Here is a 19,821-nt window from a genome sequence, read left to right on the forward strand (position 1 = left end):
GTGTGGTTTGCCCGAAAAGTGCCAGGTCTTGCCCAAACTGCGGGCGTATGCTGGACCGGCACCCTGTCAACGGAAGAGCGAGCTGGTTTGTTGGTGGGCGTGTAGCGGCTTATTCTTCAGATAGATGAGTGACCGGCAGCGCCAAGCTGCTGATCAGCCAAGTGGAGAGTTCTGATGACGCCTTGCAGTTGAGGCGCGATCAGAACCCCCCAGTCCCCTCGGGCACGGATCGTGCCTGTGACTGCGTGGAGTTCAAACCGCAGGAGGTGGGCATGGACGTCATCAGTCATTTCGCAGCGCGATTCGAGCGCAGCAAGGTGGAAGAACTCTCGCTCGAGGACTACCTCGCGGAGTGCAAGAAAAACCCCCTGGCCTACGCCACGGCTGCCGAGCGCATGCTGCAGGCCATCGGCGAGCCGCAAATGCTCGACACGCGCAACGACCCGCGCCTGTCGCGTCTCTTCGCCAACAAGACCATCAAGATCTATCCGGCCTTTGCCGAGTTCTATGGCCTGGAAGAGGCCATCGAGCAGGTGGTGTCCTATTTCAGGCACGCCGCGCAGGGCCTGGAGGAAAAGAAGCAGATCCTCTATCTGCTCGGCCCCGTCGGCGGCGGCAAGAGTTCCATCGCCGAGCGGCTCAAGCAGCTGATGGAGCATGTGCCCTTCTACGCGCTGGCCGGCTCGCCGGTGAACGAATCGCCACTCGGCCTGTTCGACCCGGTGGAAGACGGCCCGCTGCTGGAGCGCGACTACGGCATCCCGCGCCGCTACCTGAACCGCATCCTGTCGCCCTGGGCCGTCAAGCGCCTGGACGAGTTCGGCGGCGACATCCGCAAGTTCAAGGTAGTCAAGCGCTACCCCAGCGTGCTCAAGCAGCTCGGAGTGGCCAAGACCGAACCCGGCGACGAGAACAACCAGGACATCTCCAGCCTGGTCGGCAAGGTCGACATCCGCAAGCTCGAGACCTATGCCCAGGACGACCCCGACGCCTACAGCTACTCCGGCGGCCTCTGCCTGGCCAACCAGGGCCTGCTGGAGTTCGTCGAAATGTTCAAGGCGCCCATCAAGGTGCTGCACCCGCTGCTGACCGCCACGCAGGAAAGCAACTACAAGGGCACCGAGGGCTTCGGCGCCATCCCCTTCGACGGCATCGTGCTGGCCCACAGCAACGAGAGCGAGTGGAAGACCTTCCGCAACAACAAGAACAACGAGGCCTTCCTCGACCGCGTCTACATCGTCAAGGTGCCCTACTGCCTGCGCGTCAGCGAAGAGGTCAAGATCTACGAGAAGCTGATCCGCGGCTCGTCACTGGCCGAGGCCAAGTGCGCCCCCGGCACGCTGAAGATGATGAGCCAGTTCGCGGTGCTGACCCGGCTGAAGGAGCCGGAGAACTCGTCGCTGTATTCCAAGATGCAGATCTACGACGGCGAGAACCTCAAGGACACCGACCCGCGCGCCAAGAGCTATCAGGAATACCGCGACTACGCGGGTGTGGACGAAGGCATGAGCGGCATCAGCACGCGCTTCGCCTACAAGATCCTGTCCAAGGTCTTCAACTTCGACTCGTCGGAGGTGGCCGCCAACCCGGTGCACCTGATGTATGTGCTGGAGCAGCAGATCGAACGCGAGCAGTTCCCCAAGGAGACCGAAGAGAAGTTCGTCAGCTACATCAAGGAGCAGCTGTCGCCGCGCTATGCCGAGTTCATCGGCAAGGAGATCCAGACCGCCTATCTGGAGAGCTACAGCGAGTACGGCCAGAACATCTTCGACCGCTACGTGACCTATGCCGACTACTGGATCCAGGACCAGGAGTACCGCGACACCGACACCGGCGAGGTCTTCGACCGCGCGGCGCTGAACGCCGAGCTCGAGAAGATCGAGAAGCCGGCCGGCATCTCCAACCCCAAGGACTTCCGCAACGAGATCGTCAACTTCGTGCTGCGGGCGCGTGCCAACAACGCGGGCAAGAACCCGCTGTGGACCAGCTACGAGAAGCTGCGCACCGTCATCGAGAAGAAGATGTTCTCCAACACCGAGGAGCTGCTGCCCGTCATCAGCTTCAATGCCAAGGCCAGCGCCGAGGACGCCAAGAAGCACGAGAACTTCGTGCAGCGCATGGTGGACAAGGGCTACACGGCCAAGCAGGTGAGGTTGCTGTGCGAGTGGTATCTGCGCGTGAGGAAGTCCAGCTAAGAAAGCAGGCCCTCGATGTCGCTTCAGCAAATCATCGATAGACGGCTGTCGGGCAAGAACAAGTCCATCGGCAACCGCGAGCGCTTCCTGCGCCGCCACAAGGAGCAGATCCGCGAGGCGGTGAAGCGCGCGGTGGACGGCCGCGGCATCCGCGACATGGAACGCGGCGAGGACGTCCACATCCCCAAGAAGGATCTGAGCGAGCCCGTCTTCGGCCATGGCGACGGCGGCGTGCGTGAGGTCGTGCGGCCGGGCAACCAGGAGTATGTGAAGGGCGATCGCATCGCCAAGCCCAAGGGCGGGCAGGGCGGTGGCAGCGGCAGTGGCGAGGCCAGCGACCAGGGCGAGGGCGAGGACGACTTCGTCTTCCACCTCAGCAAGGAAGAGTTCATGCAGGTCTTCTTCGAGGACCTGGCCTTGCCCAATCTCGCCCGCACGACGCTGGCCGACACGCCCGAGTGGCGCAGCCAGCGCGCCGGCTTCGTGTCCGACGGCACACCCACCAATCTGCATGTGGTGCGCTCCATGCGCGGGGCCCTGGGCCGGCGCATTGCGCTGGGCATGGACAAGCGCCGCGAACTGCACGAGCTCGAAGCGCGCGAGCAGGAGCTGCTGAAGGAGGACCGCCCCGAGACGCCGCGCCTGCTGCTCGAGACCCGCGAGCGCATCCAGCATCTGCGCGACCGCCTCAAGGCCATCCCCTTCCTCGACCCCATCGACCTGCGCTTTCGCGCCCGCGTGCGCATCCCGGTGCCGACGACGCGCGCCGTCATGTTCTGCCTGATGGACGTGTCGGGTTCCATGGACGAAGGCCGCAAGGACCTCGCCAAGCGCTTCTTCATCCTGCTCTATCTCTTCCTGACGCGGCACTACGAGAAGATCGACGTCGTCTTCATCCGCCACCACACCCAAGCCCAGGAGGTGGACGAGCAGAACTTCTTCCACGCCACCGAGACCGGCGGCACCGTCGTCTCGTCGGCCTTGGTACTGATGGAGCAGATCATCAAGGAGCGCTACTCGCCGACCGAGTGGAATATCTACGGCGCCCAGGCCAGCGACGGCGACAACTGGCACCACGACAGCGGCCGCTGCCGCGAGCTGCTGGCCGACAAGATCCTGCCGCTGTGCCGCTACTTCGCCTATGTGCAGGTGGCCGAGCCCGAGCAGAACCTCTGGGAGGAATACCAGAAGCTCGCCGAGGACGCCAAGCACTTCGCCATGCGCAAGGCTGTCGAGGCCCCGCAGATCTACCCGGTCTTCCGCGAGCTGTTCAAGAAGGAAGGGGCAGCGGCATGAGCAGCAAGGAAGACAGACGTCACCACGAGCACGCCGCCGTCCCGCCACCGGGTGTGGCCGACCGCCGGCAGCGCCAGCCGCTGCAGCGCATGAAGCCGCTGGCCCAGCGCCCCAGCCAGACCCTGCCCTCGCCCAACGACTGGAGCTTCGAGCTCATCGAGGAATACCACGCCGTCATCAAGAACACCGCCGAGCGCTTCGGCCTGGACACCTATGCCAACCAGCTCGAGGTCATCACCGCCGAGCAGATGATGGACGCCTATGCCTCGGTCGGCATGCCGGTGAACTACCGCCACTGGAGCTACGGCAAGGAGTTCATCGCCACCGAGCGCAGCTACAAGCGCGGCCAGATGGGCCTGGCCTACGAGATCGTCATCAACTCCGACCCCTGCATCGCCTACCTGATGGAGGAGAACACGCTGGCCATGCAGGCCCTCGTGATCGCCCACGCCTGCTACGGGCACAACAGCTTCTTCAAAGGGAACTACCTGTTCCGCATGTGGACGGATGCCTCGTCCATCATCGACTACCTCGTCTACGCCAAGAACTACGTCGCCGACTGCGAGGAGCGCTACGGCCTGGATGCCGTCGAGTCCCTGCTCGACTCCTGCCACGCGCTGATGAACCACGGCGTGGACCGCTACCGCCGTCCGGCCAAGCTGTCCCTGGCCGAAGAGCGCGCGCGGCTGAAGGACCGCGAGCAGCATGCCCAGCTGCAGATCAACGACCTCTGGCGCACCCTGCCCAAGAAGCCCGACCGCCCCGACGAGGCCGCCGAGAGCCGCCGCTTCCCCGACGAGCCGCAGGAGAACCTGCTCTACTTCATCGAGAAGAACGCGCCCCTGCTCGACCCCTGGCAGCGCGAGGTCGTGCGCATCGTGCGCAAGATCGCCCAGTACTTCTACCCGCAGCGCCAGACCCAGGTCATGAACGAGGGCTGGGCCACCTTCTGGCACCACAAGCTGCTGAACCAGATGTACGACGACGGCTATCTGAGCGACGGCATGATGATCGAGTGGCTCAAGTCCCACACCAACGTCGTCTACCAGCACCCGGGCGCCAACCTGAATCCGTATGCGCTGGGCTTTGCGATGTACACCGACATCAAGCGCATCTGCGAGAACCCGACGGCCGAGGACCGCGACTGGTTCCCCGACATCGCCGGCAGCGACTGGCTGCCGACACTCGACCATGCCATGCGCAACTTCAAGGACGAGAGCTTCATCGGCCAGTACCTGAGCCCGAAGATCATGCGCGACTTCCGCCTCTTCTCCATCCTCGACGACGAAGCCAAGAGCGAGTACGAGATCTCGGCCATCCACGACGAAGGCGGCTACCGCCATCTGCGCCAGGCCCTGTCGCGCCAGTACGACCTATCCACCCGCGAGCCCAATATCCAGGTCTGGAACGTCAACCTGCGCGGTGACAGGTCCCTCACGCTGCGCCATGTGCAGCACCTCAACCGGCCGCTGCACGACAGCGCGCAGGAGGTGCTCAAGCATGTCGGCCGGCTGTGGGGCTTCGCCGTCAACCTCGAAAGCGTCAACGGCCGCGGCGACGTGACCAAGCGCTGGAACGTGCCGGCCCAGGCCGGCTGAGCGCCGGGCCTGCGGTCACTCAGGCCATCGGGCTCAATGCCCGAAATGGTTCCAGGCGTAGAGCAGGATGAGGGCGCCGACGACGGACAGGACGAGGCCCGCCGGATGCACGACGGCGCCGTCCGCGGGCTTGCTGAAAAGGCGTGCGATGAAGCCGCCGACGAACGAACCCGCAATGCCAAGCACGCCGGTCATCAGCATCCCAAGATGCTCGGAACCCGGCATGATGAATCGGGCAATCGCGCCGACGATGACGCCGACGATGAACATCCACAGCAGGTGCAGCATGAAGACCTCTCGGTTGTTGGAGCGAAGGCTGGCCACGCCGCATCGCTCATGGCGGGCGGGCCGAGCGATCTTTAGGCAGGCCCTGTCAGCCGGCACCAAGGCGAACCCTTAGCGTCAGGCTTCCGACAAGTTCGAGGGCCCGTAGGTGCGGATCTCGACGAGGTGCTTGTTGGGGTCGTTGAAGTACAGCGTCGGCCCCGGGCCGCGCGCGCCTACCTCGCTGCCGGGTCCGGTATTGCTGCCGACCGAGTCAAAAGTCGGCCCATAGCCCAGGCCTGCGGCCTTGATGCGACCGAAAATGGCGTCGAACTCGGCCGGCGTGACCGCGAAGGCGTAGTGCTCGAAGCCCGGCGTGCCCCAGGGCGCCAGCTGCAACTGGCAGTCGGGCCCAGCCTTGATGACGGTGAAGGGGCCATCACGGCCGGCGTCGGTGAAGCCCATCACCTCGGTGTAGAAGCGCACGCTGTCGGCGAGGTCGTTGACCTTGAGGATGAGGTGGTCGAGCGTGGCCATGGGTTCACCTTGGAGTCGATGACGCCAGCCGCTTCAGCAGCCACACGGCCGACAGAAACGCCGCGCAGGCGCCGAGCTGCAGGCTCGCCTGCGCGAGCGACGGCGGAAACACCAGCAAGAAGCCGTGGCCCTTGATCAAGGCCGCGAAGCTGGACACGGCGAAGGGCATGAAGAACAGCCGGAAGGTCTGCCACGAAGCCGCCACCTGTCCCCCCACGCTGAGCAGCAGGGCCACGCCGACGATGACGCTGATGCCGATGGAGTTCAGCCAGATCGCAGGTGTCGGATCGAAGTAGGCGACGACGGTGCAGACATACCAGATCAGATAGCACCAGAGCACCATCTTGCCCAAGGACAGGGCCTGGAAGTAGCGCAGCAGCCTCATGCGCCCCAGGCGCTCGCGGGCCTCAGCAAGCGCCTTGCGAACAGCACCGCCGACACCAGCAACAGCATCAACCCCGTGGTCGCCTCGGCCCAGATGGTCACGTTGGCCAGCAGCGTGTGCCCGGAGCACAGGCCGAGCCGGTAATGCAGCAGGCCATCCAGGCCCAGGGCGCAGTAGACGCCGAGGGCCAGCAGGCCGAGGGCTCGCAACCCCAGCCGCGTCAATACCCAAGCCAGCAGGCCGACGCCGCAGACGGTGAACCAGAACAACCAGACCTTGCCCGGTGTCAGCCAGGCCGGCATGCCCGGGTAGAAGGCGATGTACTGGGCGTTGTGGCTGAAGTGGGCGAGGCTGGCGGCGAAGTAGACGGTGGCGAGAGCGATCAGGCTGCGCGGCATGGAGGGAAGTGAGATGAACGATATCCGAGTCATTCAGGACGCGGGTTTGCAGTTGATGATGCGGCTGAAGGAACGACACAAACAACCTCCACCTCGACTCTCCGATTGAGATTTGCGTGCGATGCAGGCGCCACCGGCTGAGTAGCGCCAACAGAGTCCACTTTGAATGTGCCGGCGAGCTCCGGGGCTTGCGAGGAAAGATAGGCCAACACCGCAGCAGAGCGAGCGGCCGCCAGACGCTCCGGATCTCCTTCCTGGGAAGGGTCGGCATGGCCTACAACATAGACCGCCATCACATCGCCTGTCTTCACTCGGCGGATAGCCTGCAAAGCTTTTGACATCTCCTCGTCGCTCGTCAAAGCGCTGCGGGCAGGGAAATACACATCGACGCCCCACTTGCAGGTCGTCGCCGAAACGTCGCACACGACGGCCATGCACACAGAGAGCCAGGCAATCTGAAACGAAACCCGTTTGCGCGCCATTGAACGCCCTCCACGCACCAGCTTCAGTACCCCAAGTTAGTCATGGCCACTATGCCAACAAACCATTGCCAACCATGGCTCACGACTTGGGAATAGGCACGACGCCCATCAAACCTTCAACCAATGCTGGCCGAGAGCGCGCAGGCCAAGACGGTTCAACACCCAGGCCAGCAGGCCCACGCCGCAGACCGCAAACCAGAACAGCCAGACCCGCCCCGGCGTCAGCCAGGCCGGCATGCCGGGATAGAAGGCGATGTACCGGGCGTTGTGGCTGAAGTGGGCGAGGCTGGCGGCGAAATAGGCGGCCGTCAGCGGAAGCAGGACACGAGCTTGGACAGGGGCACGGTCGACCTCTCCTCACCAACTGCGACGGATGTCGAAGCCGTCTGATTCTTCGTCATTGCGACCCAGCAAGCCGATGGCACTCAAGATCATCAGCACCCCGCCCACCACTTCGAAGACGCGCCAGTATTTGCTGAATTCAAACACTTCCCCGCCGCGTGTGACCTGCACGCAGCGCTTGAACAGCGTGGTCGATTTGACCTCCACGCTGTCGCCGTCCTTCAAGGCCGTGTACGTCGCATAACCCACGTCGCAGGAAGACAGCGCGCCCCCGACGAAGTGAATCGTGTAGCTGGTGTCGCTGCTGGTCCTCGACCGGGCGTCAGTCTGCGTGCTGCTGGTATGCCGGTCGACCTGCAACTGGTGGGTGCGCATCGGCAGGCCGGCATCGACCACAAGCACCAGGCCGAAGCAGAACAGCAGGCATCTGAAGAGGAACTTGAACAAGGACGAGCTTCCAGCTAGCTTGACGAGGCAGCCCTGCGGGGCCGCGGGGAACCCAGAATGGTTGGCTGGTCTGCTTCTAAGGCGTCGGCGGCCACACCGCGTGAGCATCCACCAGATCCTGCAACTGCTTCCGCTTCTCCGGCGTCGGCGCGGCGAGGGTTGCACAGATCTGGCTGGACAGGCACTCCGCGGCGCCCGCTGCTTCTGCGTGCGCCTCGAACTCAAGCACGCGAATGGCGCCATCCACCTGCCCCGATCGGATACCAGCCAGCAGGGATGCATGCAGCTGGAGTTGATCGGCGCTGACGCCTGCCTGCAAGAGGCGAACTTTCTCTGCTTCGTGCTTCGTCACATCGAACCCAGCGATGTAGTGGCCAGCGAAGAAGGCGGCAACGATCGACGTGGCGAACAGCAGCGGAAGTGCAATCCCGGGAACTTTGACTTGGAACATGCTCCGGCCAGCCATACGGGTCGTTGCGCGATCTAAGGGGCTCTGAGGCGACAGCCATCGCAGCGACTGCTGCAAAGGGGCAATATGCGATGACTATGCCAACAATCATCGACAAAGAACGGCTCTCACCTACAAGCCGGGAATAGGCACGTCGCCGTCAGTCGGGCCGGCAACTACGGAGCACCTCTTTCCCAGCAAAGGAACGTGGCGTTGCTCGTCGATCCCATGGCGTTGATGAATGCCTCGTTCCGGAAACCCGGCAGCTCTTGAAGACGCCGAACCAGCTCCGAGGAACCCGGCACGGCTTGAGGGACCGCACATCCGCCGACCCGTCCTTTGAGGACCAGGAAGACATCCTCGCCCCAAGGGCCGTCATCCGTGGTGATGACCTCGACGGACTGCAAATCGTCCCAGTGCACCACTTCAGTTTCGCCACTCCTCAGCGTGCGAACGACCTTCTCGCCGTCGAAGACCACGGACCGTGGGACGCGGCGAAAAAGCCGGCGAATGCTTTCAACCAGACCCATATGCCTTGACCTGTTGTGACATTTGCAGCGGGCGATCGAAGTCCGCCCTTCAACGAAGCATATCGAGCGCCGTCTGGCCTGGCGGCGTCAAGCGCAACTCCCGAGATTGCTCGACACGCCGAAGCCAGCCCTTGCCCACCATCCCCTCCAGCCACGCCACCGCCAGTGGTCCCGCGAAATGGTCGCGGCGCTCCGACCAGTCCACGCAGTCATAGAGCATTCGCCCCGTCGCCGCAAAACCTTCTGGCATCAGCCCCGCCAGAGCCTCCCGCCCCGCCTCGCTGACTTCATACCGCCCATCCGGCGCCGCCATCACCCAGCCCTTGGCCAGCAGGGCTTCGCGCCATTGCACGCCCAGTTCGCCGGCCAGATGGCCATAGCAGCTGCGCGCATGGCGCAGGCCGCGCATCTCGGGCTTCTGCCAGCGCCTGAGGTCGGCGGCCGGACCGGCTTCGCGGCCATCGGCCACGCGCAGCAGGGCCTCCAGCGCATGGGCCACATCGCCATCGGCCAGGCCGAAGTAGCGATGCCGCCCCTGCGGCCGCACGCGCGCCAGGCCTTCGTCGACGAGCAGCTTCAGGTGGGCCGACATCGTGGCCGCGCCCACACCCGCATGCGCGGCCAGCTCGCCCGCCGTGTGCAGGCGGCCGTCGAGCAGGCGGGCCAGGGTGCGCGCCCGCGTCGGGTCGGCAATGGCGGCCGCCACACGGGCCAGGCGGGGCTCGGCGCCAGTCATCGCGGGACTTGCTCTCGCTCGTTCAAGCCGTAGTCGCGCACGACATGGGCGACGCGCAGGCGGTAGTCGGCGAACAGGCCGCCGCGACCGGCAGCCTGGGCCTCGCGGTGGCGCTCCATCTCGCGCCAACCTCGCACGGCCTCCTCGTCACGCCAGAAGGACAGGCTGAGCAGCTTGTCCGGCTGGGTCAGGCTCTGGAAGCGCTCCACCGAGATGAAGCCGTCCATCTGCTCCAGCAGCGGCTTCAAGGCGGCGGCATGGTCGAGGTAAGCCGGCCGGCCCTCGGCCGTGGGTTCGACTTCGAAGATGACGGCGATCATGGCTGGACATCCTCGCAGAAGGTCCTCTCCTCGCGCAGGATGAAGCGCTGCGCCTGAGCGAACTCGAAGTTGGCGCGCGCCTCGGGGTCGGCCTTGAGCCGCGTGCGGTAGGCCTCGTAGTCGGCCAGCGAGTCGAAGCCCACCAGGCCCCAGGCCTCGTAGTTCGTGCCTTCCCAGGGCAGCCAGTAGCCCAGCAGGCGGCCGCCGAGGCGGGGAATGATGCGGCCCCAGGCCTGGGCGTATTCGCGGAAAGCCTCGCGCTGGATCGGGTCGAGTTCGTAGCGGATGAAGCAGGTGATCTGGGGCATGGCGGTTCTCGCAATCGATGTGGGCTTCAGTGTGGGCGGCAAGCGTCCAACGACACTTCGCCGTGCAACGAAGCATGGGCTAGGCTCCGGCCATGGACCGCCTGCGCCGCTCCCTCCTCGCCCTGCTGGTCGGCCTGGCCGGCGCCGCGCAGGCGCAGACCGCTCCGCCGCCGCTGGAACTCGTCGTGCTCGGCTCCGGCGGCCCGGGTGCCACCGGCCGCGCAGGGTCCAGCCACCTGGTGCTGGTGGACGGCGTGGCGCGCGTGCTGGTGGACGCCGGCCCCGGCGCCTTTGCGCGCCTGGGTGAGGCCCACCTGCCGCTGGGGCGGTTGGACCTATTCCTGCTCACCCATCTGCATGCCGACCATGCCGGCGGCCTGCCCGGCATCGTCAAGGCCCGGGCAGTGTCGGCGGGCCGCCCGGTGACGCTGAAGATCTTCGGCCCCACCGGCCAGAAGGCACGCCAGCGCGACGACGCCGACTTCCCGTCCACGCGGCGTTTCGTCGAGCTGCTGTTCGGCAGGCAGGGCGCCTTCGGCTATCTGCGCGACTTCTCGGCGCCGCTGACGCTGCAGGCGACGGACATCCCCGCCACCACTCGCCAGCCGCGCCTGCTGCTGGACGAGGACGGCCTGCGCATCACGGCCATCGCCGGCCACCACCGCGACGCGCCGGCCGTCATCTACCGCATCGACCACGGTGGCAAGAGCCTGACCTTCAGCGGCGACATCGACCCGGCGGGCCATGCCGCGCTGCGCCGCCTCGCCGTCGAAACCAGCCTGCTCGTCGTCAACAGCGTCGTCCTCGACCCGCCCGATTCGCCGCCCGTCCTCTACACCCTGCACACGCCCCCGACCCAGACCGGCGAGATCGCTGCCGACGTGCGCGCCGGCCAGTTGCTGCTGGCCCATCTGTCGCCCGCCGTCGAGGGCCGCCGCGAGGCTGTGCAGGCCGCCATCCGCCAGCACTACGCCGGCCCCATCACCTGGGCCGAAGACGGCCTGCGCATCGTGCCCTGACCGGGCCCTTGCAACCAACTGTGTCGGCACCCACGACATGCTGGCCCACGGCTATCCTCAGCGCCCCATGCCCGCCGAGCAACACCCTGCCCCCGCCCCCGACCCCGCGTCCTCGCGCTGGGCGGACGCGCTGCTCGGTCGCGACGGCCAGGGCCGCGGCGCCGTCAAGCTGACGCTGCTGGCGCTGGCGGTCTACGGACTGTTCGCGCTCAACGTGGCCGTGCAGGTGAAGCTGGGCCTGATGGAGGCCGGCCCCGGCCTCTGGGTCAGCGGCCTGAGCCTGGCGGGCATTACGGGCTTCTACCTGTTGGTGCGCAGCGGCCTGAGCCGCCACCTCGGCAACGACCCCACGCTGACGCTGCCGCAATCGGTCTTCGGCGTGCTGATCACGGCCTGGGGCTATGCCATCGACCCCCCGCTGCGGGGCGCCATCATCGCCATCATGCTGCTCAACCTGGTGTGGGGCATGTTCGTGTTGTCGCAGCGCCAGGCCTTCGGCCTCTATCTGTTCGGCCTGTCGTCGCTGGGGGCGGCCATGGGCTATGGCGCGGCCACCGATCCGGTGCGTTTTCCGCCCGCCGTTGAGGTGCTGCACTTCAGCTTCGCGGCCATCCTGATGACGGCGGTGTCGGTGCTGTCGGTCAACATGGCGCGGCTGCGCGCCAAGCTGGGCGCGCGCACGACCGAATTGCGCGCGGCACTGGAGCGCATCCAGTACCTGGCCCATCACGACGAGCTGACGCGCATCAGCAACCGTCGCCACTTGAGCGAGCGCCTGGCCGCCGAGCAGCTCAACCAGCGCCACAGCGGCCAGACCATGAGCCTGGTGCTGATCGACATCGACCATTTCAAGACCGTCAACGACCGCCACGGCCATGCGGTGGGCGACGCGGTTCTGCGTCATTTCGCGGCTGCCCTGCAGGGGGCGCTGCGCAGCACCGACTTTGCGGGTCGCTGGGGCGGCGAGGAATTCCTCGTCGTCACGCCGCAGGCCAGCGCCGACACGGCCGCGGCCCTGGTCGAGCGCCTGCGTGCGGCCCTGGCCGTTACCTCTTTCGACAGCATGGTGCCGGGCCTGCACATCACCTTCTCGGCCGGCGTGGCCGAATGCGCGCCGGGCGAGGACCTGCACCAGGCCATCGAACGCGCCGACCGGGCGCTGTATCAAGCCAAACAGACCGGCCGAGACCGGACCGTCAGCGAGTTCGCACCGCTGGTCTAGAGCGGCGCCACCGGAATGCAGAGCTCGCAGTCGAACACGCCGGTCTTGAAGTCGAAGCTCGACTGCGGTCCGTAGTGCTCGAAGCAGGGCCGTGCATCCAGCTGCAGGCCGCTGGACGGCAGCCACTGACCCATCATGGCGGCCCAGGCGGCGCCGATCTCGGCGGCCGTGCCCTTGAAGTCCAGCGCTGCATAGCGGCCACCGGGCAGCTCGGTGACGAGGGCGCCGCCGTTGGGCACCCAGTCGTCCGGCACGGCCACGCCGGCGTCGTAGCGGCATTGCTCGGGCGGCACTAGGCTGGGATCGTCGTGGCCGATGCCGAAGCGGGCCACGGCGCCGAGGTTCTGCGTGGCCAGCCAGGGGTTGAAGGTCTGGGCCCAGAAGCGGCCGAGCTCGGGGCCATAGGCGCCCTGGTAGCGTAGATAGCCCATGCGCACGGGTTGACGGGTGATGAGGCGGACGTTCACGGTGACTTCTCCTTCGTCGTCATTGCGGGAGAAGCCATGCTCGTCGGCGCGCCATGCGCCGCCCTGATCCAGATTGCTGTCGGCCTGATCGAGATTGCGCCACTGCGTCGGCGAATGGCCGAAGCGCCCCTTGAAGGCCCGCGCAAAGGCCTCGGCCGAGCCATAGCCCACGCCCAGCGCAATGCTCAGCACCGTCGACTCCGGCTGGCCGCGCAGGCGCTGGGCAGCCTTGTCCAGCCGGCGGCGCGCCAGATAGTCGCCCAGGGTCTGGCCCGTCCACGCCAGGAAGAGCCGGTGGAAGTGATAGGGAGAGAAGTGGGCCACGGCGGCCAGGGCCTCGAGGTCCAGGGGCGTGTCCAGATGCCGGTCGATGTGTTCCCGCACCCGATGCATGCGCGCTTCGTACTGGCGCCGGCTGGCGTTGGGCGGCGCGCTCATGTCCAGGCCCTCGCCAGCAGGCGCATGGCGTCGGCCTGCACGGCGCAAAGCTCGTCGGTCGACGCCTTGGAATCGGACTGCAGGGCGACGACGACCCAGGGCGAGCGGCCGCCCGGCGGGAACACCAGGGCCACGTCGTTGACCGAGCCGCGGGCACCGCTGCCCGTCTTGTCGATGACGCGCCAGCTGGCATCGGGCACACCAGCACGCAGCCGCTTCAGGCCGGTGCGCGAGGCCTGCAGGTCGGCCCACAGCAGCGCCTGACTGCCGCGCTTCAGGCCCGGGCCGAGCAGCAGGTGCTGCAGCGTCCTGGCGAAGGCGCGCGGCGTGCTGGTATCGCGCTCATCGCCGGGCGCGTTCTCGTTCAGCGCGGTCTCCCAGCGGTCCAGCCGCGTGACCGCATCGCCCTGCTCGCGCAACCAGGCCGTCAGGCCGGCAGGCGACTCGCAGCAATGGCGCAGCAGCACATTGGCGCAGGGGTTGTCGCTCTCGACGACGATGCCCTGCACCAACTCGCCCAGCGTCGCCTGGCCACGCGGCAGGTAGCGGTCGAAGGCCGGGGAATGCGGCACGCGGTCGGTTTCGTGCAGCGGCACGGCATCGTTCCAACCCCAGCGCCCGGCCTCCACGCCCTGGGCCACGCGGGCGGCGAGCAGGATCTTGAAGGTCGATGCGGTGGCGAAACGCTCGTCGGCGCGGTGGGCCATCACCCGGCCGCTGCCGGCGTCGAGGGCGAAGAAGCCCAGCCTGCCCCGCACCCGGCCCTCCAGCGCGGCGAAGTCCGGGGCCGGCGCGGGCCGCGCGAAGGCGGGCAGGGCCGCCAGCAAAGCGGCTTGGAAAACCATGAGTCGACGCTTCATGCGCCGCATTCTCGTGCGCGCCATGCACGGCACAGGTGCGCGGCACCGGCCTCGCCCGTCCGCAAACTGACTAGTCCGTCAGACTTGCGCAACAACGTCGCCATGACGCCAGCCAGTTTCTTGCTGCATCCGCACAATCGCCGCCGGCCCAGCTTTCGGGCCGCCATTTTTGGAGTCGTTGCCCGATGTACGCCCCCCGTCTCAGCCTCCTGGCCCTCGCCCTGGGCGCTGCCCTGCCCGCCCTGGCCCAGGAAGCCCCCAAGGACCGCAGCCAGCTCGAAACCGTCGTCATCACGGCCGAGCGCCGTGCCGAGAACATCAAGGACGTGCCCAATGCCGTCTCCAAGATCAGCGGCGACAAGCTCGACGTGCTGGCCTCGGGTGGCCAGGACCTGCGCTTCCTGTCGGGCCGCGTGCCCAGCCTGAACATCGAATCCAGCTTCGGCCGTGCCTTCCCGCGCTTCTATCTGCGCGGCTACGGCAACACCGACTTCCGCCTCAATGCCTCCCAGCCGGTCAGCGTCATCGTCGATGACGTGGTCCAGGAGAACCCCATCCTGAAGGGCTTCCCCATCTTCGACACGGCCGCCGTCGAAGTCGTCGCCGGCCCGCAAGGCACGCTGTTCGGCCGCAACACACCGGCTGGCGTCGTCAAGTTCGACTCGGTCAAGCCCAGCCAGAAGCAGGACGGCTATGCCAGCGTGACCGTCGGCAACTACGGCACCCTCAACCTTGAAGGCGCGGCCAACCTGCCGCTGAGCGGCGACTGGGCCGCCCGCATCTCCGCACAGAGCCAGCGCCGCAGCGATTTCGTCGACAACACCGCCCCGAACGCCGTCACGCCCAAGACCGAGGGCTACCGCGACACCGCTGTGCGCGCGCAGGTGCTGTTCGAGCCGCACAAGCAGTTCAGCGCCCTGGCCAACCTCCATGTCCGCGATCTCAACGGCAGCCCGCGCCTCTTCCGCGCCAACGCCATCAAGCGCGGCACGAATGACCTGGCCGACGGCTTCGACGCCGAGAAGGTCGCCTTCAACGGCGTCAACGAGCAGACCCTGAAGCAGACCGGCGGCAGCCTGCGCCTGAAGTGGTCGCTGCCCGGCATCAACATCTACTCGATCACCGGCGGCGAGCACGTCAAGCCCCTGTCCCGCGGCGACATCGATGGCGGCGTGGCCGGTGCACCGGGCATCCCCTTCCAGTCGGAAACCGGCAGCGGCATGAACGGCCACCGCCAGCTGACCCAGGAAGTGCGCCTGGAGTCCAACACCACCAGCCCGCTGAGCTGGCAGGCCGGCGTGTACCTCTTCGACGAGAAGTACACGATCGACAACATCACCTACAACACGACGACCCACGCCGACGTCGACCACATCTACACCTCGCAGACCAACAAGGCTGGCGCGGTGTTCGGCTCCATCAACTACGCCGTCAGCAACGAGCTGAAGCTGCGCGCCGGCCTGCGCTACACCAAGGACAAGAAGGACCTGTCCACCACCCACGCAGGCACCGGCCTGTTCAACACCTCCACCGGCACGACGGCCAGCACGGACGACGGCAAGTGGAGCGGCGACCTGTCGGCCACCTACAAGCTCGACGAGAGCACCAACCTCTACGCCCGCTACGCCAACGGCTTCCGCGCCTCGTCCATGCAGAACGCCTCGGCCTTCGCCGGCCAGTCGCAGGCCGGCCCGGAAAACGTCAACTCCTACGAAGTGGGCTTCAAGAGCGAACTGCTCAAGCGCACCCTGCGCCTGTCGGGCTCGCTGTTCACCTACACCGTCAAGGACCTGCAGCTGACGGCCGTGGGCGGCAGCAACAACGCCACCCGCCTGCTCAACGCCAAGAAGGCCAGCGGCAACGGCGCCGAACTGAACCTGGAAGCCCTGATCACGCCGGACGTGCTGGTCACCTTCGGCGGCTCGCTGAACAACACCAAGATCAAGGACCCGCTGCTGGGCGTGCCGCCGGGCGGCTCGCTGAAGGTCAACGGCCAGTACCCGACCGTGAAGGACGTGCTGCTCAACGGCAATGCCCTCATCGACGGCAACCCGCTGCCCAACGCGCCCAAGTGGACCTACAACCTGACGGCGCGCTGGAGCATCCCGCTGGCCAGCGGCGACGAGGTCTATGTCTACACCGACTGGGCCTACCGCTCCAAGGTCAACTTCTTCCTGTACGAGGCCACCGAGTTCACCGGCAAGGCCCTGACCGAAGGCGGCCTGCGCGCGGGCTACATCTGGGGCAATGGCAAGTACGAGGCCGCCGGCTTCGTGCGCAACATCACCAACCAGATCCGCGTCACCGGCGCCATCGACTTCAACAACCTGACGGGCTTCATCAACGACCCGCGCACCTACGGCGTGCAGTTCAAGGCGCTGTTCTAAGCCTCGCCTCGCTGTCACGACAACGCCGCCTCCGGTGAGGCGGCGTTTTTCATTCAGGCGCGCAACCGCAGCCGCATCGACAGGCCCACCGGCCCCATCGCCAGCTGCAGATGCTCGCGCGGCGCCTGGCCGTCGGGCGTGTCAACGCCGGCGATGTCGAAGTGGCGCAGCAGCGCGGCCATCGCCAGCTTGATCTCCATCAGCGCCAGATAGCGGCCCGGGCAGATGCGCGGCCCGGCGCCGAAGGGCATGGACAGGCGCTTGGCCGCGCCGGCCTGCCTGGCGTCCTGCAGCCAGCGCGAAGGGTCGAAGGCAGACGGGTCGGCCAGGTGCTTTTCGCTGGTGGCGTCGCGGCGCATGACGGCCATGACGATCATGCCGGCCTGCACCAGCACGTCGCCGACCCGCGTGTCGTGCATCGCCTGCATGACGTTCAGCGGCGCGACGGGTCGCAGGCGCATGGTCTCGTGAGCACAGGCCTCGATGTAGTCCAGCCGGCCAAGCTGCTCGATGCCCGGCAGGGCCGCATCGCCCAGCACGCGGTCGACCTCTTCACGCGCCCGGGCCAGCGCCTCGGGGTGGCGCCACAGCAGCCAGATCATCCAGGCCAGCGTGTTGGCCGTCGTGTCCTCGCCGGCCAGCAGCAGGGTCAGCACATTGCCGGCCACCTGCTCGTCGTCGATGCCGCTGCCGGGTTCGTCGGCGGCCACCAGCATGCCTTCGAGCAGGTTGGTCGGTTCCTGAACCAGGGCCGGGTTGGCCGCCATGCGGGCGCGGGACTTGGCGATGAAGCCCTGTACGGCCTCGTTGACCGCCGCCACGCTTCGCGTCAACGCCCTGTCCTCGGCCGAAGGCCACCAGCGCCACAGCGGCAGCGGCGCAAAGATGCGCTTGAACAGCATCGGGAAGATGCGGTTCAGGTGCTGCTGGATGACATCCTCGTCGGACTGCAGCGTGTTGACGTCCTCGCCAAAGGCCAGGCCGGCCACGGCGTCCACCGTGAAGCGCATCAGGTCGGCCTGCAGCACGATGCGCCGGTCTTCGCGCGCGGCATCCTGCCAGCGCCCGACGAGGCGCTCGGCCACGCGCATGAGGAAGGGGTAGTAACGCTTCACATGCACCGGGTCCAGCCCGGCCATGACCATGCGGCGCTGGCGCTTCCAGGCCTCGCCGTTGGAGCCGAACAGGCCGGCGTTCAGGCCCATCTCGCGGCCCACGTCTTCCAGCCGCTGCGTGCGCCGGAAGCCGTCGGGGCGATCGCGCAGTGCGGTGCTGATCAGCTCATGGTCGCCGACGACAACGACACGACGCTTGGCCAGGCGCAGCTTGAAGACCGGCCCGAACTCCTCGCACCAGGCCTCGGCCTGCTGGTGCACCCGCGACGAGTCAATCTGCAGCAGATTGCCGAACACCGGCACGCCGCGCGGGCCAGGCAAATCGTCGAACTGGCGCAGCGCGCCAACGGGAGGGGCGGCGAGGGTGTCCATCGGGGCAGTTTAGGAGGCCCGCCTTGTCTCGACCTCGTTCAGTTTGTGGAGGCTGTCCGACCTCAAATACAGCCGCCGCCCAGCCGCAGGCTCATCCTTCTGGCGAAGAGGGCGACCCCTCATCGTGATTCAGCCATACCGCGGCATCGGGCACTCCCTGCGCTGGCTTGAGGAAATCCACCCACGCGCGCCACCTGTCTATTCACCTCAGCCCGTAAAGATCTTCCCCGGATTGAGGATGCCCAGCGGATCCAGCGCCTGCTTCACCGCCCGCATCAGCGCCACCGCTTCTTCACCGGTCTCGTCTAGCAAGAAGCCCTGCTTGTGCAGCCCGATGCCATGCTCGCCCGTGCAGGTGCCCTCCAGCGCAATTGCCCGCGCCACCATCTGCGCGCTCAGGCGCTCGGCCGTCGCCAGTTCCGCGGGGTCGACCGGGTCCAGCAGATAGGCCATGTGGAAATTGCCGTCGCCGACATGGCCGACGATGAAGTAAGGCAGGCCGGCGGCCTCGACTTCGGCGATGGACGCGTTGATGTTCTCGGCCAGGCGCGAGATGGGCACGCAGGTGTCCGTCGTCACGGCGCGGCAGCCGGGGCGCATCTGCAGGCCCGACAGATAGGCGTGATGGCGGGCGGTCCACAGCCGCGTGCGGGCCTCGGGCGTGGTGGCCCACTCAAACGCTTCGCCGCCATGATCGGCGGCCACTTCCTGCACCACGGCCGCCTGCTCGGCCACGCCGGCCTCGCTGCCGTGGAATTCCATCAGCAGCATGGGCGCCTCTTTCAGGCCCAGCTTGTCGTGCGCATTGACGGCCTTGATGGCATTGGCGTCCAGCAGCTCGCAACGGGCGATGGGCACGCCGATCTGGATGATCTGCATGGCCGTGCGCACGGCCGCGTCGATGCTGGGGAAAAAGCAGACCGCGGCCGACACGGCTTCGGGCAGGGAATGGACCTTGACGGTCAGCTCGGTGATGACGCCCAGCGTCCCTTCGCTGCCGATGAGCAGCCGCGTCAGGTCATAGCCGGCGCTGCTCTTCTTCGCACGGGAACCGCTGCGCACGACCTCGCCGCTGGCCGCAACAAACCGCAGGCCCAGCACGTTCTCGCGCATGGTGCCGTAGCGCACGGCATTCGTGCCGCTGGCGCGCGTGGCCGCCATGCCGCCCAGCGATGCATCCGCGCCCGGATCGATGGGGAAGAACAGGCCTTCGTGCTTGAGCGCGTCGTTCAGCGCCTTGCGCGTGACGCCGGGCTGCACAGTCACCGTCAGGTCTTCGGCGGCGATGCGCAGCACCTGGTTCATGCGCGACACATCCAGGCTGATGCCGCCCTGCACGGCCAGCAGATGGCCTTCCAGCGAGGAGCCGGCGCCATAGGGAATGACGGGCACGCGGTGAGCCGCACACAACGCCACGAGGCGCGCCACCTCGGCCTCGCTCTCGGCAAAGACGACGGCCTGGGGTGGCGGCACGTCGAAGACGGATTCGTCGCGGCCATGCTGCTCGCGCACGGCCAGGGCCGTCGAGCAGCGTTCGGCGAATTCGCTGCGCAGGGCGTCCAGCAGCGCAGCGGGCAGAGCGGGCGTGGGAGCAAAGGATTCGGGCGCGTTCATGGCCAACTCCGGGGATCGAACGTCGATTGTGTTGCAGTGAC

The 19,821-nt window shown here is 66.8% G+C and carries 22 protein-coding genes; 6 read left to right on the plus strand and 16 right to left on the minus strand.

Annotated features, from left to right (window positions below):
* Positions 1–272: 272 nt before the first annotated feature.
* The 3 genes from AC3WOE_RS04735 to AC3WOE_RS04745 all read left to right on the plus strand — a co-directional run bounded on the left by AC3WOE_RS04735 (position 273) and on the right by AC3WOE_RS04745 (position 5,089).
* Positions 273–2,195 carry a PrkA family serine protein kinase gene (locus AC3WOE_RS04735; RefSeq protein WP_492688638.1) on the plus strand — a complete coding sequence of 641 codons (1,923 nt, stop codon included), beginning with the start codon at positions 273–275 and terminating at the stop codon, positions 2,193–2,195.
* Between the two features lie 15 nt (positions 2,196–2,210).
* Positions 2,211–3,491 (plus strand): YeaH/YhbH family protein, encoded by a 1,281-nt coding sequence (locus tag AC3WOE_RS04740; protein WP_492688639.1) that lies wholly within the window; start codon positions 2,211–2,213, stop codon positions 3,489–3,491.
* An 89-nt stretch (positions 3,492–3,580) separates the two neighbouring features.
* Entirely contained in the window at positions 3,581–5,089 is a 1,509-nt protein-coding gene (locus AC3WOE_RS04745) for a SpoVR family protein (protein ID WP_492689212.1), read from the plus strand.
* A 33-nt stretch (positions 5,090–5,122) separates the two neighbouring features.
* Here AC3WOE_RS04745 and AC3WOE_RS04750 read toward each other — a convergent pair whose 3' ends face one another.
* The 12 genes from AC3WOE_RS04750 to AC3WOE_RS04805 all read right to left on the minus strand — a co-directional run bounded on the left by AC3WOE_RS04750 (position 5,123) and on the right by AC3WOE_RS04805 (position 10,286).
* On the minus strand, positions 5,123–5,413 hold the full coding sequence (locus AC3WOE_RS04750) for a GlsB/YeaQ/YmgE family stress response membrane protein (protein ID WP_492688641.1): 291 nt from the start codon (positions 5,411–5,413) through the stop codon (positions 5,123–5,125).
* A gap of 78 nt (positions 5,414–5,491) precedes the next feature.
* The gene (locus AC3WOE_RS04755; RefSeq protein ID WP_492688642.1) at positions 5,492–5,890 is read right to left on the minus strand and encodes a VOC family protein; all 399 of its coding nucleotides are present in this window, start codon (positions 5,888–5,890) and stop codon (positions 5,492–5,494) included.
* Positions 5,891–5,894: 4 nt separating this feature from the next.
* On the minus strand, positions 5,895–6,275 hold the full coding sequence (locus tag AC3WOE_RS04760) for a hypothetical protein (RefSeq protein WP_492688644.1): 381 nt from the start codon (positions 6,273–6,275) through the stop codon (positions 5,895–5,897).
* Entirely contained in the window at positions 6,272–6,673 is a 402-nt protein-coding gene (locus AC3WOE_RS04765; RefSeq protein WP_492688646.1) for a hypothetical protein, read from the minus strand. The genes AC3WOE_RS04760 and AC3WOE_RS04765 overlap by 4 nt, the downstream gene beginning before the upstream one ends.
* A 29-nt stretch (positions 6,674–6,702) precedes the next feature.
* On the minus strand, positions 6,703–7,155 hold the full coding sequence (locus tag AC3WOE_RS04770) for a hypothetical protein (protein ID WP_492688648.1): 453 nt from the start codon (positions 7,153–7,155) through the stop codon (positions 6,703–6,705).
* Between the two features lie 108 nt (positions 7,156–7,263).
* Positions 7,264–7,392 carry a hypothetical protein gene (locus tag AC3WOE_RS04775; protein ID WP_492688649.1) on the minus strand — a complete coding sequence of 43 codons (129 nt, stop codon included), beginning with the start codon at positions 7,390–7,392 and terminating at the stop codon, positions 7,264–7,266.
* 120 nt (positions 7,393–7,512) lie between these two features.
* Positions 7,513–7,944 (minus strand): hypothetical protein, encoded by a 432-nt coding sequence (locus AC3WOE_RS04780; protein WP_492688651.1) that lies wholly within the window; start codon positions 7,942–7,944, stop codon positions 7,513–7,515.
* Between the two features lie 76 nt (positions 7,945–8,020).
* Positions 8,021–8,395, minus strand: a complete 375-nt coding sequence (locus AC3WOE_RS04785) for a hypothetical protein (RefSeq protein ID WP_492688653.1) — start codon at positions 8,393–8,395, stop codon at positions 8,021–8,023.
* A 173-nt stretch (positions 8,396–8,568) separates the two neighbouring features.
* Positions 8,569–8,922: a hypothetical protein gene (locus AC3WOE_RS04790; protein WP_492688655.1), complete on the minus strand. Its 354-nt coding sequence runs from the start codon at positions 8,920–8,922 to the stop codon at positions 8,569–8,571.
* A gap of 49 nt (positions 8,923–8,971) precedes the next feature.
* Positions 8,972–9,658: an ArsR/SmtB family transcription factor gene (locus tag AC3WOE_RS04795; protein WP_492688657.1), complete on the minus strand. Its 687-nt coding sequence runs from the start codon at positions 9,656–9,658 to the stop codon at positions 8,972–8,974.
* The gene (locus tag AC3WOE_RS04800; protein ID WP_492688659.1) at positions 9,655–9,978 is read right to left on the minus strand and encodes an antibiotic biosynthesis monooxygenase family protein; all 324 of its coding nucleotides are present in this window, start codon (positions 9,976–9,978) and stop codon (positions 9,655–9,657) included. Before AC3WOE_RS04800 ends, AC3WOE_RS04795 begins: the two co-directional genes overlap by 4 nt.
* Positions 9,975–10,286, minus strand: a complete 312-nt coding sequence (locus AC3WOE_RS04805) for an NIPSNAP family protein (protein WP_492688661.1) — start codon at positions 10,284–10,286, stop codon at positions 9,975–9,977. Before AC3WOE_RS04805 ends, AC3WOE_RS04800 begins: the two co-directional genes overlap by 4 nt.
* A 92-nt stretch (positions 10,287–10,378) precedes the next feature.
* On the opposite strand from AC3WOE_RS04805, the gene AC3WOE_RS04810 reads away from it, so the two are divergent.
* Together AC3WOE_RS04810 and AC3WOE_RS04815 are read left to right on the plus strand one after the other, a co-directional pair.
* Entirely contained in the window at positions 10,379–11,305 is a 927-nt protein-coding gene (locus AC3WOE_RS04810; RefSeq protein WP_492688663.1) for an MBL fold metallo-hydrolase, read from the plus strand.
* Positions 11,306–11,372: 67 nt separating this feature from the next.
* Complete coding sequence (locus tag AC3WOE_RS04815) at positions 11,373–12,527, plus strand: GGDEF domain-containing protein (protein ID WP_492688664.1); 1,155 nt, start codon at positions 11,373–11,375, stop codon at positions 12,525–12,527.
* Here the strand turns inward: AC3WOE_RS04815 and AC3WOE_RS04820 are convergent.
* Complete coding sequence (locus tag AC3WOE_RS04820) at positions 12,524–13,432, minus strand: AraC family transcriptional regulator (RefSeq protein ID WP_492688666.1); 909 nt, start codon at positions 13,430–13,432, stop codon at positions 12,524–12,526. The genes AC3WOE_RS04815 and AC3WOE_RS04820 overlap by 4 nt on opposite strands.
* Positions 13,429–14,292 carry a class A beta-lactamase gene (gene bla, locus AC3WOE_RS04825; RefSeq protein ID WP_492688667.1) on the minus strand — a complete coding sequence of 288 codons (864 nt, stop codon included), beginning with the start codon at positions 14,290–14,292 and terminating at the stop codon, positions 13,429–13,431. The genes AC3WOE_RS04820 and bla overlap by 4 nt, the downstream gene beginning before the upstream one ends.
* 185 nt (positions 14,293–14,477) lie before the next feature.
* Between bla and AC3WOE_RS04830 the strand changes: the two genes are divergently transcribed.
* Entirely contained in the window at positions 14,478–16,679 is a 2,202-nt protein-coding gene (locus AC3WOE_RS04830; protein ID WP_492688668.1) for a TonB-dependent receptor, read from the plus strand.
* A gap of 53 nt (positions 16,680–16,732) precedes the next feature.
* Here the strand turns inward: AC3WOE_RS04830 and AC3WOE_RS04835 are convergent, their stop codons facing one another.
* Together AC3WOE_RS04835 and AC3WOE_RS04840 are read right to left on the minus strand one after the other, a co-directional pair.
* Positions 16,733–18,166 carry a cytochrome P450 gene (locus AC3WOE_RS04835; protein ID WP_492688669.1) on the minus strand — a complete coding sequence of 478 codons (1,434 nt, stop codon included), beginning with the start codon at positions 18,164–18,166 and terminating at the stop codon, positions 16,733–16,735.
* 207 nt (positions 18,167–18,373) lie between these two features.
* Positions 18,374–19,780 carry an FAD-binding oxidoreductase gene (locus AC3WOE_RS04840; RefSeq protein ID WP_492688671.1) on the minus strand — a complete coding sequence of 469 codons (1,407 nt, stop codon included), beginning with the start codon at positions 19,778–19,780 and terminating at the stop codon, positions 18,374–18,376.
* Positions 19,781–19,821: the final 41 nt, after the last annotated feature.

It is taken from the genome of Roseateles sp. FW305-36 (assembly GCF_058787015.1).

What these genes read in the sequence shown, in the direction of transcription:
- AC3WOE_RS04765 (WP_492688646.1), bottom strand. Translation starts at nt 6,673, where the DNA reads ATGCCGCGCAGCCTGATCGCTCTCGCCACCGTCTACTTCGCCGCCAGC.
- AC3WOE_RS04840 (WP_492688671.1), bottom strand. Translation starts at nt 19,780, where the DNA reads ATGAACGCGCCCGAATCCTTTGCTCCCACGCCCGCTCTGCCCGCTGCG.
- AC3WOE_RS04820 (WP_492688666.1), bottom strand. Translation starts at nt 13,432, where the DNA reads ATGAGCGCGCCGCCCAACGCCAGCCGGCGCCAGTACGAAGCGCGCATG.
- AC3WOE_RS04805 (WP_492688661.1), bottom strand. Translation starts at nt 10,286, where the DNA reads ATGCCCCAGATCACCTGCTTCATCCGCTACGAACTCGACCCGATCCAG.
- bla (WP_492688667.1), bottom strand. Translation starts at nt 14,292, where the DNA reads ATGAAGCGTCGACTCATGGTTTTCCAAGCCGCTTTGCTGGCGGCCCTG.
- AC3WOE_RS04790 (WP_492688655.1), bottom strand. Translation starts at nt 8,922, where the DNA reads ATGGGTCTGGTTGAAAGCATTCGCCGGCTTTTTCGCCGCGTCCCACGG.
- AC3WOE_RS04755 (WP_492688642.1), bottom strand. Translation starts at nt 5,890, where the DNA reads ATGGCCACGCTCGACCACCTCATCCTCAAGGTCAACGACCTCGCCGAC.
- AC3WOE_RS04830 (WP_492688668.1), top strand. Translation starts at nt 14,478, where the DNA reads ATGTACGCCCCCCGTCTCAGCCTCCTGGCCCTCGCCCTGGGCGCTGCC.
- AC3WOE_RS04815 (WP_492688664.1), top strand. Translation starts at nt 11,373, where the DNA reads ATGCCCGCCGAGCAACACCCTGCCCCCGCCCCCGACCCCGCGTCCTCG.
- AC3WOE_RS04735 (WP_492688638.1), top strand. Translation starts at nt 273, where the DNA reads ATGGACGTCATCAGTCATTTCGCAGCGCGATTCGAGCGCAGCAAGGTG.
- AC3WOE_RS04745 (WP_492689212.1), top strand. Translation starts at nt 3,581, where the DNA reads ATGAAGCCGCTGGCCCAGCGCCCCAGCCAGACCCTGCCCTCGCCCAAC.
- AC3WOE_RS04760 (WP_492688644.1), bottom strand. Translation starts at nt 6,275, where the DNA reads ATGAGGCTGCTGCGCTACTTCCAGGCCCTGTCCTTGGGCAAGATGGTG.
- AC3WOE_RS04740 (WP_492688639.1), top strand. Translation starts at nt 2,211, where the DNA reads ATGTCGCTTCAGCAAATCATCGATAGACGGCTGTCGGGCAAGAACAAG.
- AC3WOE_RS04785 (WP_492688653.1), bottom strand. Translation starts at nt 8,395, where the DNA reads ATGTTCCAAGTCAAAGTTCCCGGGATTGCACTTCCGCTGCTGTTCGCC.
- AC3WOE_RS04810 (WP_492688663.1), top strand. Translation starts at nt 10,379, where the DNA reads ATGGACCGCCTGCGCCGCTCCCTCCTCGCCCTGCTGGTCGGCCTGGCC.
- AC3WOE_RS04795 (WP_492688657.1), bottom strand. Translation starts at nt 9,658, where the DNA reads ATGACTGGCGCCGAGCCCCGCCTGGCCCGTGTGGCGGCCGCCATTGCC.
- AC3WOE_RS04800 (WP_492688659.1), bottom strand. Translation starts at nt 9,978, where the DNA reads ATGATCGCCGTCATCTTCGAAGTCGAACCCACGGCCGAGGGCCGGCCG.
- AC3WOE_RS04835 (WP_492688669.1), bottom strand. Translation starts at nt 18,166, where the DNA reads ATGGACACCCTCGCCGCCCCTCCCGTTGGCGCGCTGCGCCAGTTCGAC.
- AC3WOE_RS04775 (WP_492688649.1), bottom strand. Translation starts at nt 7,392, where the DNA reads ATGCCGGCCTGGCTGACGCCGGGGCGGGTCTGGCTGTTCTGGTTTGCG.
- AC3WOE_RS04770 (WP_492688648.1), bottom strand. Translation starts at nt 7,155, where the DNA reads ATGGCGCGCAAACGGGTTTCGTTTCAGATTGCCTGGCTCTCTGTGTGC.